The organism is Hyphomicrobium zavarzinii ATCC 27496, from assembly GCF_000383415.1.
In the GTDB taxonomy this organism is placed as follows: domain Bacteria; phylum Pseudomonadota; class Alphaproteobacteria; order Rhizobiales; family Hyphomicrobiaceae; genus Hyphomicrobium_C; species Hyphomicrobium_C zavarzinii.
Genome location: NZ_KB911255.1, coordinates 847,219 through 862,190 on the forward strand (window position 1 = coordinate 847,219; position 14,972 = coordinate 862,190).

13 protein-coding genes and 1 pseudogene are annotated in these 14,972 nt (G+C 61.7%); 7 read left to right on the forward strand and 7 right to left on the reverse strand.

Annotated features, from left to right (window positions below; genetic code table 11):
* The first annotated feature begins 20 nt into the window (after window positions 1–20).
* From F812_RS0103900 to F812_RS25915, 6 genes and pseudogenes are all read left to right on the forward strand, one after another.
* Entirely contained in the window at window positions 21–1,283 is a 1,263-nt protein-coding gene (locus tag F812_RS0103900; protein ID WP_020084651.1) for a glycosyltransferase, read from the forward strand.
* A gap of 17 nt (window positions 1,284–1,300) precedes the next feature.
* Window positions 1,301–1,438 (forward strand): annotated as a pseudogene (locus tag F812_RS27255) (hypothetical protein); the annotation flags it as partial.
* Between the two features lie 182 nt (window positions 1,439–1,620).
* The gene (locus F812_RS22465) at window positions 1,621–2,355 is read left to right on the forward strand and encodes an SGNH hydrolase domain-containing protein (protein WP_280647552.1); all 735 of its coding nucleotides are present in this window, start codon (window positions 1,621–1,623) and stop codon (window positions 2,353–2,355) included.
* Complete coding sequence (locus F812_RS0103915; protein ID WP_156827214.1) at window positions 2,348–3,493, forward strand: glycosyltransferase family 4 protein; 1,146 nt, start codon at window positions 2,348–2,350, stop codon at window positions 3,491–3,493. The genes F812_RS22465 and F812_RS0103915 overlap by 8 nt, the downstream gene beginning before the upstream one ends.
* Before the next feature lie 28 nt (window positions 3,494–3,521).
* Window positions 3,522–4,877: an O-antigen ligase family protein gene (locus F812_RS0103920; protein WP_020084655.1), complete on the forward strand. Its 1,356-nt coding sequence runs from the start codon at window positions 3,522–3,524 to the stop codon at window positions 4,875–4,877.
* Entirely contained in the window at window positions 4,864–5,457 is a 594-nt protein-coding gene (locus tag F812_RS25915; protein WP_083929054.1) for an LbetaH domain-containing protein, read from the forward strand. Before F812_RS0103920 ends, F812_RS25915 begins: the two co-directional genes overlap by 14 nt.
* 223 nt (window positions 5,458–5,680) lie before the next feature.
* On the opposite strand, the gene F812_RS27100 is transcribed toward F812_RS25915, so the two are convergent.
* Window positions 5,681–5,974, reverse strand: a complete 294-nt coding sequence (locus tag F812_RS27100) for a tyrosine-type recombinase/integrase (protein WP_083929055.1) — start codon at window positions 5,972–5,974, stop codon at window positions 5,681–5,683.
* A 473-nt stretch (window positions 5,975–6,447) separates the two neighbouring features.
* Here F812_RS27100 and F812_RS22470 point away from each other — a divergent pair, with 473 nt between their 5' ends.
* Window positions 6,448–7,776: a glycosyltransferase family 4 protein gene (locus F812_RS22470; RefSeq protein WP_245257628.1), complete on the forward strand. Its 1,329-nt coding sequence runs from the start codon at window positions 6,448–6,450 to the stop codon at window positions 7,774–7,776.
* Here F812_RS22470 and nusG read toward each other — a convergent pair.
* The 6 genes from nusG to F812_RS0103975 form a co-directional block, all read right to left on the reverse strand.
* Window positions 7,754–8,263, reverse strand: a complete 510-nt coding sequence (gene nusG, locus F812_RS0103940) for a transcription termination/antitermination protein NusG (RefSeq protein WP_198011128.1) — start codon at window positions 8,261–8,263, stop codon at window positions 7,754–7,756. The genes F812_RS22470 and nusG overlap by 23 nt on opposite strands.
* A 233-nt stretch (window positions 8,264–8,496) precedes the next feature.
* The gene (locus F812_RS0103945; RefSeq protein ID WP_156827216.1) at window positions 8,497–9,021 is read right to left on the reverse strand and encodes a hypothetical protein; all 525 of its coding nucleotides are present in this window, start codon (window positions 9,019–9,021) and stop codon (window positions 8,497–8,499) included.
* 304 nt (window positions 9,022–9,325) lie between these two features.
* Entirely contained in the window at window positions 9,326–9,964 is a 639-nt protein-coding gene (locus tag F812_RS25235; RefSeq protein ID WP_020084661.1) for a hypothetical protein, read from the reverse strand.
* A gap of 314 nt (window positions 9,965–10,278) precedes the next feature.
* Window positions 10,279–11,241, reverse strand: coding sequence for a GDP-L-fucose synthase (fcl, locus tag F812_RS22480; RefSeq protein WP_198011129.1), 963 nt, complete (start codon window positions 11,239–11,241; stop codon window positions 10,279–10,281).
* 56 nt (window positions 11,242–11,297) lie between these two features.
* Entirely contained in the window at window positions 11,298–12,371 is a 1,074-nt protein-coding gene (gene gmd, locus F812_RS0103960) for a GDP-mannose 4,6-dehydratase (RefSeq protein ID WP_020084663.1), read from the reverse strand.
* Window positions 12,372–13,712: 1,341 nt separating this feature from the next.
* On the reverse strand, window positions 13,713–14,972 hold a 1,260-nt coding region (locus F812_RS0103975; RefSeq protein ID WP_020084666.1), incomplete at its 5' end, for a mannose-1-phosphate guanylyltransferase/mannose-6-phosphate isomerase.

Sequence of the window (14,972 nt, forward strand, 5' to 3'; positions counted from 1 at the left end):
ATCGTCCACCACGCGTGCTGATGTTCGCACCGGCTTTCGCGCCGAGCTTTTTCTCGGAGGCACTGGTCAACAGCAAGCTTGCCCTCGCCATGCTTGACGCCGGCTGGGAGGTCGTCGTATTCGCGGCCCCCGGCGGCGGTAAAGTCTATTCGTCAGGCTGGGGCGAGCCGTGGTCACGTCTCGAGGCGGTGCGGCGGGACCCACCCGACCATCAGCGCAGCGGCTTGGCTGGCAATGCGGCGCGCTTGCTCGGCGCGATCCGAACCGGCCACCCGATCGGCTCCGCTTCATGGGCCGACCGGGCCGCACGCGCCGCGCTCGAGCTGCATCGCGAACAGCCGTTCGACTTGGCGCTGTCGCGCTCGACTTCCTGCATTGCGCATCTTCCGGCAATGTTGTTTCGCCGCAGGCTCGGCGACGCCGCACCGGTCTGGATCGCCAATTGGAACGACCCTCCTAGCCATCGCTTCCCACCGCCCTATTGTTATCCGGTGCCGCCACTGCAGCGGCTCTTGAAGGATCGCTATCTGCGCGCCGCCGCCACGACGGCCGACGTCAACACCTTTCCGTCGGAGCAGCTTCGCGATTACCTGGCCGAGCCGCTCGGCCTGGACACAGCGGATACGCCGATGCTGCGGCGCGGTTTGATCATCCCGCATATCGGCATGGGCTGGCGGCCAGGCTCGGCAGCTGCGCCGGCGGATCCATCGCGCTTTCGGATCTGCCACGCTGGAAATCTGTCGAGGGAGCGAGACCCGACCTTGCTCTTCAAAGCCTTTGCCAAAGTCGCCAAACGATGTCCGGAGATCCGCTGTGAGATCGAGATTATCGGGCAGTTGGATCCGGCCTTCGAGGCTGTAGCCGCCGAATTCGGACTGACCGGTGTCATCCGCAAGATCACCGGGATGCCCTTTCTGGATTGCCTGGAGCGCCTCGCCGAAGCCGATCTGCTAGTCCTCATCGAGGCGCCGTGCGAGCGCGGCGTGTTTCTTCCGAGCAAGCTGATCGACTATGTGGAGGTCGGCCGGCCGCTACTGGCGCTGTCGCCTTCAGTCGGCGCGGTGCGCGACCTGATCGAATGTCATGAGTTCGGCTTGTTCGCGGCGAACGACTCGGAGGATGAGATCGAGGCGGCGCTCGAGCGCAGCTTGGATGAGCGCTACCGGCAGGAGGCCGCGCGCGCGCGCCAAGACGCGCGTGAGCGCATGGCCGACCGCGTGCGGCCGGATCGCATCATTCAAGACATTTGGCAAGCCGCCGAGCAGGCGAGCGAGCGCGTGTGACCGAGCTATTGCGCCGAATGGAGTTCATTTGGGTCAGGGATCCGGCCTCGGCGGAGTTTTGCCGTGCGCGCAGCCTAGCTGAGCATGACGCGATCCTAACCTCTCGCTTTCACGCAGGCGTCTTCAGCGTGATCAACCAAACACCGTTCGCAGTAATCGGCGTCAATCACAAGCTGAGGTCGCTGGCACAGCGCTATCAGGACGCCAACGTGCCGCTCCTCGCAACCGCGGACGATGCGGATCGGTTTGCCGGAGCAGCCCGTGCGCTGCTTGAGCGACCTAGCGACCGGCGCATTGCTCTCAGGCGGGCCTTTGAGGCAGAAACCAAGGTCGCGGCTTGCGGGGTGGCGGCCTTTGGCAGGCAACAAAGTCTTTGTGCGGCCCGATCGTGGACGTGGCGCCGGCTTGGCCCACCATTCCGTATCCGCGTGACTGGAGCATTGGCTGCATCGCTTTCAATCAGAGCGTATTGAGTTTCCTCTCTGAGCATCCGAATATCAACCGCGTGGTGCTGGGCTCCGTTTACGCGCAGTACACACGGAACAACGCCGCCGCGCTTATAAAAACCGAACGAGACGGCTACGTGGAGCAGATAGACAAACGGTCCGCAATTATTGGCCAGTTTCGGGAGACGATCGAGCGCATTCAGGCGCTCGGCAAAGAAGTCGTCATCGTCGGGCCGACGCCGGCGACTGGCTTCGACATCGGACTGTGCTACGAGCGGAAAGCGACCGGCGCGCCAATATTCGGCCCTAACCGTGATTGCCAGCTCTCCGCCTCAGCCGCCCGCGATTTTCGCGCCCATGTAGACAGCGTGCTAAAGGAGGTCGCCGCGAAGACCGGGGTCCGGCTTGTCAATCTCGCTGACTATCTCTGCGACGACGCTATCTGCCGCACTGAAATCGACGGTGTGCCGCTTTATAGGGACGCTGGCCATTTGTCGGAGCTCGGCTCTCGCAAAGTCATGGCAAAAACCGGTGTCGGCGCGGCGATCCTTGGAGGCGCCTCTAGCGACGCGGATAGCAAAACCGATAGCCTTGTCGGCTCGCGAATTGGCGTGCGCCGTGAGTAAGAAGGCACCTCGAGTCTTGCTCTTCCGCATCGAGCCGGCGGGCTACATGCTCGATCTCGCGAGGGCGTTACGCGCAATCTGGCCGGGCGAAATTGATGTGGTGTTCATGAACCGCGCGCTCACCCAGAAATGGGAACTCGACGCGCGAAGCTTTCCACATGAAGTGTTGCCCAAGGGTCGGCTCAATGCTATGCGCGCCATACATCGCCGCATTCGGGAGACGCGGCCAGACCTACTGCATGTGGCGGGCTGGAGCGCACCGCCCTCGCTCGCCGCGATCCTGATCGGCGATGCGTGCGGCTTGCCGGTGGTTGTCGATCTTGATACCTGGCGCGGAACGCCGTCGTGCTGGCGTGGCGCGGTCAAAAGCATCGCCTATCCGCATCTATTCAAAATGGTCACTCACTTCGCCCCTGGCGGAAACAGGCAGGCAGCTTATTTGCGCGGCTTCGGCGTGCCGGATAACAAGATGACTGCGGTTCAGATGACCGTCGACGTTACCAGTATCCGTCAGTTCCTTGCGAGCGAGCCCACTGCTGGCGCGACCTTCCGCGAACGCTTCGGCATCGCGCGCGACGCGACGGTGGCCCTGTTCATCGGGCGGCTGGTTTCGTTGAAGGGCATCGAGGATTTGCTTGTGGCTTGGCCGAGAGTGACCTCGCAGGTGCGCGGTATGCAACTTGTGATCGCTGGAGACGGGGAGTTGCGCGACAGGATCGCCTCGGCGGCGGCAGTGGATCCAAGTATCCATCAGGTCGGGCGCCTCAGCGGCGACGACGTCTGGCGTGCCTATGCCGCGGCGGACTTTGTCGTGGCACCCTCGCGTTTCGACAATTGGGGCCTAGTGGTCAATGAGGCGATGGCGGTTGGTGCGCCAGTCATCGCCACAGATATTTTTGGCTGCGCCGGCGACCTCCTCCGCGACGACACGGCACTGGTGGTCCCAGCCTGTGCTCCCGACCGACTGGCTGAATCTATAACACGTTTCGCTCTTGATCCAAGCGCACGGCGCCGTTTGGTGGCGGCTGCCAGCGAGCTGATCTCTGAGTGGACCATCGAGAATCAAGCTGGGAAGATTGCAGATATTTGGCGGCGTGCGTTCGCCGCGCCGGGACCCGGGACGTCGCCGCGGACGTAGCGAACCCTTCAAGATAGCAAGGCAACGTATGATAAATTTAGCCACAAAGCCGCGCCGTCTGCACAACGCGAAGAAAGGGAGCAAGCTCGATTGGTTGTTTCTGTTGTTGTTTGCGCTAACACTGATAGCTTTTGCTGCTGTCGATATTCGCTATTTGGGCACTGCATTTAACAGTACGATGCGGTTTGTTTGGCTTCTTATATTTCTATTTTTCCTATCGACACGCGGTTATCTTGGGCGGGGGCTGACTGGCGCATTTGGCCTTGCGACTCTAGTCTATCTGGGCTGGATTTTCGCAACTGTTCTATGGTCGCAGGTGCCGGCTCTGTCAGCGCCGAAGGCAATACTCCAGGTCTTTGTAACGGTGACCTTTATCTCTGCTGGTTACGCTTGGGCACATAAGGCGTTGGCGGAACACGCATTCAGCGTCTTCGCAGGCATGACGCTTCTTGTAGTGGTGACGGGCGTTTTGGGCGCTGGCCTCGCAGAGGCGGCTCTCGATACTGGCAGTATGGTTCTGTATCGTGGCTTAGCCTACAACCCAAATCTTCTTGGTATACTGGTGCTTATGTCGGTGCCTTGGACGGTTTGGTATTTCCACTGCAACTACCTAGGTAAGATGCGGCGGCGCATGATCGCTTACCTTACGCTGGGCTCAGTACTGGCCGTGTTGCTGCTTACCGGAGCCCGCAGCAGTATCCTCGCCGTTGGCGTCGCCGGGGCCACATACCTTTACTACACGGGCCTTGGTCGATATGCGGCCGTCTTGGGTCTCGTCTTACTGACCGGCGCCGTGGTAGTTTTGAATGTTCCTGACTTGGGAAGCAGAGTATGGGGAATAGTCGCGAAGGGCACCGAAGAAAGCGGCGATGTTTTTTATTCCCGGCGCGGTGTTTGGGAGGAATCTCTAGCGGGCGCTGAAGAAGGCGATTTGATGGGTGTTGGCTATGGCGTGTCGGCCGGCATTACAGAATATATTGGCGGATTTTCTGCTGCCGACTATGGTCGCGAGAAAGGGAATACGGTTCTCGCCATCTTGGAGGAACTCGGCCAAATCGGCTTGGTGCTCTACGTGTTGATGATTGCCAGTTTTTTCATCCGCCTTATGCGTGCGGCAGCGCGGTTACCAAACGGCACGCTTCGCGCGCAAATTGGTCTGGTGATTGGAACGTCTTTGGGCTTGATCGTCAACTCGCAATTCGAAGCTTGGTTTGTCGCGCCCGCTGCCCCAGCGTCACCCTTTTTCTGGTCGCTGGTAGGCTGCGGTATGGCCCTAGCCCGAATGGCGGAACAACATTCACGCGTGCACCGAGCAATCCGCCGCCAACAAGTTACTACAGGTCAAGCCATGGGGGCTCACGGCGTACGTCATGCAACAAGATAAAGAGTCCTCATCGGCGATTCCCCATACTCCCCTGCATCGTATGGCGCGGCCTTCCCGTGCAAATAAATTCGCGCGCTTGACTTGGCACCTGGTCCACTTTGTATTTTTCCGTTTCACGCCGACGCCGCTGCATGCCTGGCGAAGACAGGTGTTGCGGTTGTTCGGTGCCAAGATTGGTTCGGGTGCGGTCATCTATCCGTCAGTGCGGGTTTGGGCGCCATGGAATCTCGAAGTAGAGATTGACGCCACCATCGGTTGGGATTGCAAGCTTTACAATGTCGCGGCTATCCGCATTGCCCGGGAAGCGATCGTTAGCCAGCATGCGCATCTATGCACCGCCACACATGATCTGCAGGGTGAATTCGAGCTAATGGTCGCGCCAATAGAGATCGGCGCGCACGCCTGGATCGCCGCCGACGCGTTTGTCGGTCCGGGCGTGAGGATTGGCGAAGGTGCTGTGGTCGGAGCGCGATGCGTGGCAACCCGATCAGTTGACCCTTGGCTAATTGTCGTTGGCAATCCGGCGCGGACGGTTGGAAACAGAGCAACTGCGGCGCGCAACGCATTGCATGCGCGTTGACCCATTCTGTTTGCGTCTTTGAACACAGAGTACTCGTTTCGATATCAGTGCGAGTGCTATCGGTCGGTTTACTGCGACGCAAGTCTGAGGCGCTGAATATCAGAACCCACGCGATGCATTGACTTCACGGCGTCTGCCGGTTGGGCCCACGGGTTCTGTAAGAGTGCAAGCAGTCGCTGGCCTGCTAGAGGGGCAGGCAGTCATTTTATGGACAACGCCCATGTCAAGTGCATGTGCGCAAGCGTCCTGAAATCAGTTCCCACCTCCTCTCATGCAACTCCTTCGTCGACGCATTCTCCACATACCTCAGCACCACGTTCGCTGATTTCCACCCACCCGCCTGCATGATCGCGAACGAGTCAAAGCCGGCGACCAGCATGTCCTGGGCAGCGCCGATGCGCATTGAGTGGCCGGAGAGTTTGGATCGCCTACCAGCAGCACAGAATGCACGATACCCAGCTGAGCGAGCACTGTCCTGATCAGGACAACCGCGGCGTTTTCGTCGACTCTCGGGCAGATGGCGAGCGTTACGAGTATCGCCTTTGTGGCCGCGCGCTTGAAGCTATGCTGTCTCGAGGTGATCTGCTCACTAAGTTGGCCCGTCACGAGGCGCATCTCGCGAGGCAGATCAGGCAGGCCTTGGAGGATCTAAGGCAGTCAAAAAAGGATCGGGACAAGAAATCAATCTGTGGCGAGGGTGCGAACCGTGGGCGTGGTGATCCCGTGAGCCGGTTGTTGAGTATGTAAGGCGCTTGGCAGCATGGCTTCGTGCGTATTTCTGCAAAACGAACCCAATGTGGTTAATCTGATCCTCTGCATCTGAAGAGGCGTTAGGAGCAAGCTCAGCGGCTTGGGCGGAAAGGCCGTCCGGCGCTCGTGCGCCGGTACCGCGGAGGGCCAGCAGGCCACTCGGCCGGCGAACGGGCCCGTGAGCGACATCACGCCCAATAGCCCCTCTTGCTGAGCGTTTTTCCTGAGAAACCAACATTAGTGTCTAGCTCACCCCCTATCACTATTTTTCTTAATCGCTTCTTCCATCCCGACCACTCGGCGACGTCGCAGATTCTATCGGATCTCGCGTTCGAACTTGCGAGGGGCGGCCGACGCATCGTCGTGATTACGTCTAGGCAGCGTTACGAGGATACCAACGAGCGCCTACCTCCCCGCGAGGTCATAAATGGCGTCGAAGTCCACCGTGTGTGGACGTCCCGCTTCGGGCGCTCCAACTTGGTCGGCCGTGCCGTCGACTATGCGACCTTCTACCTTTCGGCGACGTGGCGTCTGTGGCGACTGGCCCGCAAAGGCGATGTCATTGTCGCTAAAACTGATCCACCGATGCTTTCGATCCTGGTCGCCCCAATTGCGAAACTGCGCCGGGCCAAGCTCGTCAACTGGCTGCAAGATGTCTTCCCCGAGGTGGCCTCGGCTCTTGGCCTGGGGCGGGGGCGACTATCCAGGATCGGGTATGGGCTGCTTGCACGGCTGCGCAACCGATCGCTTCAATCCTCGACCTACACCATCGCGATCGGCGAACTCATGGCGCAGCGGCTTGCCAACCTCGGTGTTCCAAGAGAGCAAATTTCCGTCATCCCAAACTGGGCAGATGGATCACTCATCCGCCCGCTGGAGGTGGCCGATAACCCGCTGAGACGGGATTGGAAGCTCGAGAATACTTTCGTTGTTGGCTACTCCGGCAATCTCGGCCGCGCCCACGAGTATCAAACCTTTATCGATGCGACCACGCTAATCGAGGAAAAGGCACTTCCTCCGCTAGCGGAAAGCCATGTCTGGGGGCAGCAGCGACCCATCATCTGGCTCTTTATCGGGGGGGGAGCTCAGTTCGAGAGGTTTCGGCGCGAGGTGACTGCCCGCGGTCTCAAATCGGTTCGCTTCGAGCCCTATCAGCCACGCGAGCGCTTGTCGGAAAGCCTTTCGGCGGCGGACGTTCATCTCGTGACGCTGCGCCCGGAGCTCGAGGGGCTGATCGTGCCCAGCAAGTTCTATGGCGTGGCCGCTGCGGGCCGGCCGACAGTTTTCATTGGCGACGTCGACGGTGAAATCGCGCGCGTGCTGCGCAGACACGATTGTGGGACATCGATCCCGGAAGGTGACGGCGCCGCTCTGGCGCGTACCCTGCTTGATCTCAGCGCCAATCCGAGACGCGGGTCTGAGATGGGCGCCCGGGCGCGGGCGGCCTTCGAGGCACACTATGACAAGACGATCGCCGTCGCGCGTTGGAACGCGGTGCTGCAGGAGCTGGAAGGCCCGGCGCGCCAAGGAGCCGATACGAACCTCGTCAGTTCGCCCCCAGCGGACTGACCTGGTCGGCGTGAATGCGCCCGCGCACGGACTGGCCTAGGAGGTCCATCAGGATCACGAGCCGGTCGTTTTCCCGGACGTCGATGATCTTCGCAATCAATCCGTCGAACGGTCCGGAAACGATGCGGATGTCCTGGCCCGGGGCGTAGGGCTCGCGCGGCTTGACGATGGCGCCGTCGATCTCGCGCGCCTGCAGCGTCTCGACGAAGCGCGCATCGAGATAGGGCACATCATCGCCGAAGCGGACGACCTTCCGAACACCATAGGTCGAAAGCACGGGGCGCCATTGCGACTTGTCCGGAGTGACACGCACGAAAAGGTAGCTCGGGAACAACGGGCGTAGAACCTCTCGCGGCCCCGTTCTCCCGCGCAGCCGCTTCCGCATCAGGGGACAGTAGCTCTGGAAGTTCTGGCGCTGGAGGTTCTCGATCGCCAACTTCTCGCGATGAGCGTGGGTGTTGACGACAAGCCAATGGGATTTCGGCATGCTTTCCCCCGTCTTCATCCCCGCGCTTCTCCCCGTCTGAATGCACCGCCCAATCATGTTGCGCTACATTGATCAATGACCAGCCCTCTGACAAGGCAGCATAATTTGCACTAAACCCAGTATTCTCCCGGGCGATATTTTACCTCGGTAGCTATCAAGTAAAAAACTTGAGGCCAACCGATGGCGGCTAGCCTCGCATAGATCTGCGACACGATGATGTCGAGCCCAGAGGGCTAGGGAGCCGAGGGGCTGACGACGCCACCACCGCCACCGATACCGCCGCCGCCGGGAAGGCCGCCACCGTAGCCCACACCTGAGGTCCCGCTTCCGCCGTCTGTCCCAGCCGACGAGGCAATGACCTGCGTGCCGCCGCTGTCGGCAAGGGAGACCGCGCACACCGCCTGGAAGGCGGCTGGACCGGAGACGAGGATGTCGGACACGGTCTTGGCCGCTTCCGGGTCGTTCTTCTTCAGCGATTTCTGGATGACCGCGCAGCACTCGCCCAAAGGCTCGAGCAGCTCGGGATAGGTCTGCGAAGCGCTGATGACCTCGCCGAACGAGCCCGGCGAGCTTGCGACCACCGGGGCCACGGACTTGCAGATGGCTTTCGGCTTGTCGAGGTTGGCCACGATCAGGTTGGTGACCGTACCGGGGGCTGCGGATTGGGCAAAGGCCACTCCGCCGGCCAGAGACAGACTCAGCGCAATTGCCAAGCCAACAGGGCGGAACATGCCGCCGCTACGCACTACACGGTCCATTAAACGACCTCACTCTGTACGCCGCATAAACTTACTAAGTGCAATCAGAATGCTGGTTGCGACGTTCCCATCGCCCCACACGTCCTGGTAGCCATTGCAAACAGATGTTGTGGATGGGGTCAAGTTCTCAGGGGACAAACGAATGCGATGGGATTGCATTGCGGCCGTGAGGCCACACCATCTCATTTGATTCTAGCAATCCCGGCGGAAAACCGTCTTCTTTCGCGGCTGCAGCGAACCGGCCTGGGCAAAAAAATGCCCGCCTTTAAGGGCGGGCACAAGGGGGGTCGTCAGGACAATCCTATTACGGCGAAGCAGGGCTTACGGTTCCACCGCCGCCGCCGATGCTTCCGCCGCCGCTGAGGCCGCCACCGTAGCCGACACCTGCAGCTCCTGCACCACCGCCGCCGTCACCGCCGCCGGTTGCCGCACCGGCTCCGCCGCCAGCAGTACTTCCAGCATCGGCCGTCTGTGTTCCTCCGGTATCGCCGGGGCTCTGGGCCACGGCATAGGCGGCCTGGAAGGCGGGAGGGGCAGACGCGATGATGGTTGCAATCTGCTTGGCCTTCTCGGGATCGAGCTCCTTGAGGCCCTTCTGGATACGGGCCAGAACTTCCGCCAGTGTTTCGGCGAGCTCCGGCTTGCTCTTGGCGATGTCAACGAGCGTCGCGGCCAGCGCAGGGTTCTCGATGATCAGAGGCGACAGGGCCTTGGTCAAAGCCTCGACGCCGCCGGCTTTGTTGGCCTCGACGATCTGGCCGATGGTGAGCGCCTGATCTTCCGCAGAGAGAGCGGCCGTTTGCGCGCCGGTCTGCTGTTGGGGTTGGGCCGCCGTCTGCTCATTGGACTGAGCAGTTACCACCGTCGCGCTGCCGATCACCGCAATGGCGGCAACCGCAATGCGAACTCCCCCCGTGAGGGAGATCATCTTCGATGCTGTCATAGTTACCCCGCGTTGAGCCGTTCGAGCCCGGAATCAAATTCTCTCGAGACGTCCGTTTCCGCCATTTGCCCTCTGGCGATCCCGAACCATAGCTCAGTTGGCGCACAATCCGGCGTTGCGGTCAAGGCGAACGGCACGCGGACGCGTGGTTATCCTGTGAAAGGTGCCGAGGCAGCACACTTTTGGAAAGAGCCAACCTTTTCTGCTGCTTTTTAAGGGGCCTAACCGTCAAAACTACCGACGGTTCCGCAGAGGGTCGCGTGTCGCTGTGCCTCCTACCGGAGTAAGGCCATCAGCGATTCCCGATGCTGGGTCTAAGCGCTCATTGCACAGAAATCGCGGTAGGTCCTGCGGATCCCGTCCTCAAGCGAAATGGAGGGCGTCCATCCGAGCGCGCGCAACCGGTCGGTGCTCATGAGCTTGCGCGGCGTTCCGTCGGGTTTCGAGAGGTCGTGGGTGATGTCGCCGGTAAAGCCAATGACCGCACAGACGAGGCGGGTGAGCTCCAGGATCGAGAGATCCGTCCCCGATCCGACATTGATGTGGCTCTCGCCGCTGTAGACTTTTATGAGGTGCACGCAGGCGTCTGCGCAGTCATCGACGTGCAGGAACTCGCGCAGTGGGGTTCCGGTCCCCCAGAGCACGATCTCGCGGTCGCCGTTCACTTTCGCCGTATGGGCCTTACGAATGAGAGCCGGCAAGACGTGGCTGCTTGCGAGATCGAAGTTGTCGCCGGGGCCGTAGAGATTGGTCGGCATGGCGGAGATGAAGTCCGCGCCGTGCTGGCGGCGATAAGCCTGGCAGAGTTTGAGGCCCGCAATCTTGGCGATGGCGTACCATTCGTTGGTGGGCTCGAGCGCGCCCGTCAGCAGGGCCTCCTCAACGATAGGTTGGGTCGCGAACTTCGGATAGATGCAGGAGGATCCCAGAAAGAGGAGCTTCTCGACGCCGTTCTCATGCGCGGCATGGATGATGTTCGTCTCGATCGCCAGATTGTCGTAGAGGAACTCGGCTGGAAACGTGTCGTTGGCGAGAATGCCGCCGACCTTGGCGGCCGCCAGGAAGATTATTTCGGGGCGCGCGGCCTTCATCCACGCGTCCACGTCGGTCTGGCGGCGAAGGTCCACATCTGCACGGTTCACGGTGAGGACTTCACAGTTTTCACGGGCGAGGCGGCGGACGATCGCCGACCCGACCATCCCGCGGTGGCCGGCAACCCAGACGCGCTTGCCCGCGAGCGCATAGAGGGGGGACGGGATAGGGTTCGTTTCGCTCATGTCTTGTGCCTCGTCCACGGCGGACCAATGAAGCTTCCGGCTGGTCATCCGGAGAACTAGAAAGCGCTGCGGTCTTTACGCTGATGCTCTTGCGCGACGGCGTCCAGATCGGAGCGTACCATCTCGCTCACGAGCTCCTGAAAGCTGACTTTCGGCTCCCACCCGAGCTTTTGCTTGGCTTTTGTCGCGTCTCCCAGGAGCTGGTCGACCTCCGTGGGACGGAAGTAGCGGGGATCGACCCTGACACGGGGCTCGCCGGTTGCGGCATCGAACCCGACCTCGTCGACACCGCTGCCCTTCCATTCAATTGCGCGGCCGACCTCGGCAAAGGCCAGCTCGACGAACGTGCGGACCGAATGCATCTTGCCGGTCGCGAGTACGTAGTCGTCAGCGGTGGGCTGCTGCAGCATCAGCCACATGCCTTCCACGTAATCGCGCGCATGGCCCCAGTCACGCAGGGAATCGAGATTGCCGAGGTAGAGCGTGTTTTGCAGCCCAAGCTCGATGGCGGCGACCGCGCGCGTGATCTTGCGCGTTACGAACGTCTCGCCGCGGAGCGGGCCTTCATGGTTGAACAGAATGCCGTTGGAGGCATGCATGCCATACGCCTCCCGATAGTTGACGGTGATCCAGTAGGCGTAAAGCTTGGCGGCGGCGTACGGGGAACGCGGATAGAACGGCGTCGTTTCCCGTTGGGGAACGTCCTGGACCTTGCCGTAGAGTTCCGACGTGGAGGCCTGATAAAAGCGCGCCGTCTGTTCAAGACCCAGGATGCGGATGGCTTCGAGCAGGCGCAAGGTTCCGAGCGCGTCGGAATTGGCGGTGTACTCGGGTGTTTCAAAGCTCACCTGCACGTGGCTTTGGGCAGCGAGATTGTAGATCTCGTCAGGCTTGGTTTCCTGGACCAGGCGGATGAGATTGGTGGCGTCGGTCAGATCACCGTAGTGCATGAAGAAGCGCGTGCCGCCTTCATGGGGATCGACATAAATGGAATCGACGCGCGCGGTATTGAAGGACGACGAGCGGCGTTTCACGCCATGGACCGTGTACCCTTTGGCGAGCAGAAGGCGCGCCAGATAGGCGCCGTCCTGACCGGTGACGCCGGTAATCAAGGCAGTTTTGTCCGTCACGTGAAGCTAGCCCCCAAAAAAGCGCTCATGAAATGGCTTTAAAGAGGCTTGGTAGCGCAGGCGGAGGTGGGGAACAAGAATGTCATTCAACTGAAGGCTGCCGCTTCCGTTGCGACCCTTCATCCAGCATAGCACTCAGGGAACATCCCCCGCAGGACCTCAATCGAGCAGCCGGGGCTTCCCTCGATGCATTGGTAATTGATGTGGGGCGCGGAGGCCGCGCTCGCCAACGAGATCTGGCTTCGGATCTTCTTGGTGAAGCACCGCGACGTCTGATCCTCGCCGGCAAGCTCGATCGAAGTCAGGACGATCCCAGAGGAGCAGTGGGTATTCTCGACGATGAAGGTCGTCGAGGATGACATCAAAACGGACAAACATTCCGGATCGCTCGACTGGTGCTGCGCCGGGGACCCCGCGGACTGAGGCGGAGTCACCGGCCGCGCGGCGGGGCCCGGAGGGGCGGCATTGAACGCGGTCGTTTCCACCGGGCCGGCGGCAACAGAGAAGGGCTGTAAGGCCGGTGTGTTTGATATTACCGCCGTCGGTGCGCGATCTGCTGGCGGAGACGGGGACGCGGCAACCGCCACGGGACCCGACGGCTTGGCCTTGGTTTGGGATTTGTCCTGTACCGCGACTTTGACGGGCGTAATCTTGGCGGGGGCGGTGACGACGGTCGGGCCCCTTTTTGAGAGCTCGGAGGGGACGCTCGGCGAAGCAGGCGGCAAGGTTTTGCGTGTGGTCTCCTTGCGCGCGGATGGAGGGGCTGGGCGCACGGAGGTGTCCCAGGCCCCGCGCTGGGTCACGGTTGCCGGCGGCGGCGCGCATACGCGCGTTCGGCTGAGAAGGCTTTCCGTTCGTCCGATGAGGTCTGTGACCTGAGGCTGATCTTTCTCTTCGACCGAGGCGCAGACCGTCTTCACGGCGTTGAGCCGTGCCCTGAGCTCCGGGACTTGCGACGGCGACCTTGCGCACCAGGTGTTGTCCAGTCCGAGCAGGGTTGGGGTTGCTTCAAGACGGACGAGTGCGCGGTCGCGGACCTGGGTCCAGGCCGCATAGCTTTGCGTGCATGTGGAGAGGGAGGAGGCAGATGCCGGAAGACACGCCGCAGCCGTAAGGGCCGTGGCAACCGCGAGGAGCGCCGACAAGCGAAACGCAGGACTGACGCAGATCAAACGCACGGGACGCACACCTTCAACACGGGCTCATCCCGTCGACATCGCAGCGTGTGTCGTGGTTGCAACGGGAAGCGGCGATAGAAAGCACATCGCTGTGTCCCAGTCGAGGGCAGGGGCTAGGCCGGGTGTGGCCGGAATGGCCCGCCATACGAATCCGGCTGGCTCATCAGGCGGTTTCGCCGTCGCCGCGATTGTAGATATCGTCGCTGCGGATGATGTCGTCCTCGCCGAGATAAGTGCCGATCTGGACCTCGATGAGCTCGAGCGGAACTTTTCCCGGATTTTCGAGCCGGTGCCACTGGGTGGCGACGATGTAGACGCTTTCTTTCTCGCGGACGAGCTTCTCCGTGTCGTCGACCGTCACGCGGGCGGTGCCTTGCACCACGACCCAGTGCTCGGAGCGGTGATGGTGCATCTGCATGGAGAGGATGCCGCCCGGCTTGACGTGGAGCAGCTTCACCTGGAAGCGCGGGCCCATGTTGAGGGTTTCGAAGAAGCCCCACGGCCGGTAGCTGCGGAGATGCTGCTCGTGCTCCTTGCGGCCGGCAGCCTTTAGGCGCGTGACGAAGCGCGCGACGTCCTGCGAGCGGGATTTGTCAGCCACCAGCACGGTGTCCGGCGTCTCCACGATCACCAGGTCCTTCACGCCGATCGTCGAGATGAGCGCCTTCTCGCTGCGGATGTAGCAGTCGGTGGTGTCCTCGGTCAGCGCGTCGCCCTGGATGAAGTTGCCGTCCGTATCGCGGGGCGCGGCATCCCAGAGCGAGGCCCACGATCCGAGATCGCTCCAGCCGATGGAGAGAGGCAGCACGGCGGCCTTGTCGGTCTTCTCCATCACGGCGTAGTCGACGGAGATGCTCGGCGCCTTGGCGAAGGCTGCGGCATCGAGGCGGAGAAAGCCCAAGTCCTCGCTCGCATGTTCGAGCGCTTCGCGTGCCGCGGCCAGCACGGCGCGGTTATGGCGGGCCAGCTCGTCCAGATAGGTGTCGGCCCGGAAGACGAAGATACCGCTGTTCCAGAGGTAGCGCCCATCATCGAGGTAGGTTTGCGCGGTTTCCGCGTTCGGCTTCTCGAAGAAGCTGTCGACCTCGAAGGCGCCCTCGGCGCCCTCCGCGAGGGCGTTGCCCTTGCGGATGTAGCCGTAGCCGGTGTGCGGCTCGGTGGGCGCGATACCGAAGAGGACAATACGCCCGCGGCTCGCGACCTCCGCTGCGCGGCGCACGGCGTCCGCGAAGCCCGCCGCATCCGCGATCACGTGATCGGACGGCATGATGGCGAGGATGGCAGCGGGATCGCGCCGGGCGGCGAGGAGCGCGGCGACGGCGATGGCAGGGGCCGTGTTACGGGCGCTGGGCTCCAGCACCACGCTCTCCGGCTCCACGCCCGCCTCGGCCGCGTGCTCGCGCACCAGAAAGCGGTGCGCGTT

Excerpts from the sequence above, each read along its gene's own strand:
- fcl (WP_198011129.1), bottom strand. The coding sequence starts at position 11,241 with ATGAGCGAAACGAACCCTATCCCGTCCCCCCTCTATGCGCTCGCGGGC.
- F812_RS25235 (WP_020084661.1), bottom strand. The coding sequence starts at position 9,964 with ATGACAGCATCGAAGATGATCTCCCTCACGGGGGGAGTTCGCATTGCG.
- F812_RS0103900 (WP_020084651.1), top strand. The coding sequence starts at position 21 with ATGTTCGCACCGGCTTTCGCGCCGAGCTTTTTCTCGGAGGCACTGGTC.
- F812_RS25915 (WP_083929054.1), top strand. The coding sequence starts at position 4,864 with ATGCAACAAGATAAAGAGTCCTCATCGGCGATTCCCCATACTCCCCTG.
- F812_RS0103945 (WP_156827216.1), bottom strand. The coding sequence starts at position 9,021 with ATGGACCGTGTAGTGCGTAGCGGCGGCATGTTCCGCCCTGTTGGCTTG.
- nusG (WP_198011128.1), bottom strand. The coding sequence starts at position 8,263 with ATGCCGAAATCCCATTGGCTTGTCGTCAACACCCACGCTCATCGCGAG.
- F812_RS0103920 (WP_020084655.1), top strand. The coding sequence starts at position 3,522 with ATGATAAATTTAGCCACAAAGCCGCGCCGTCTGCACAACGCGAAGAAA.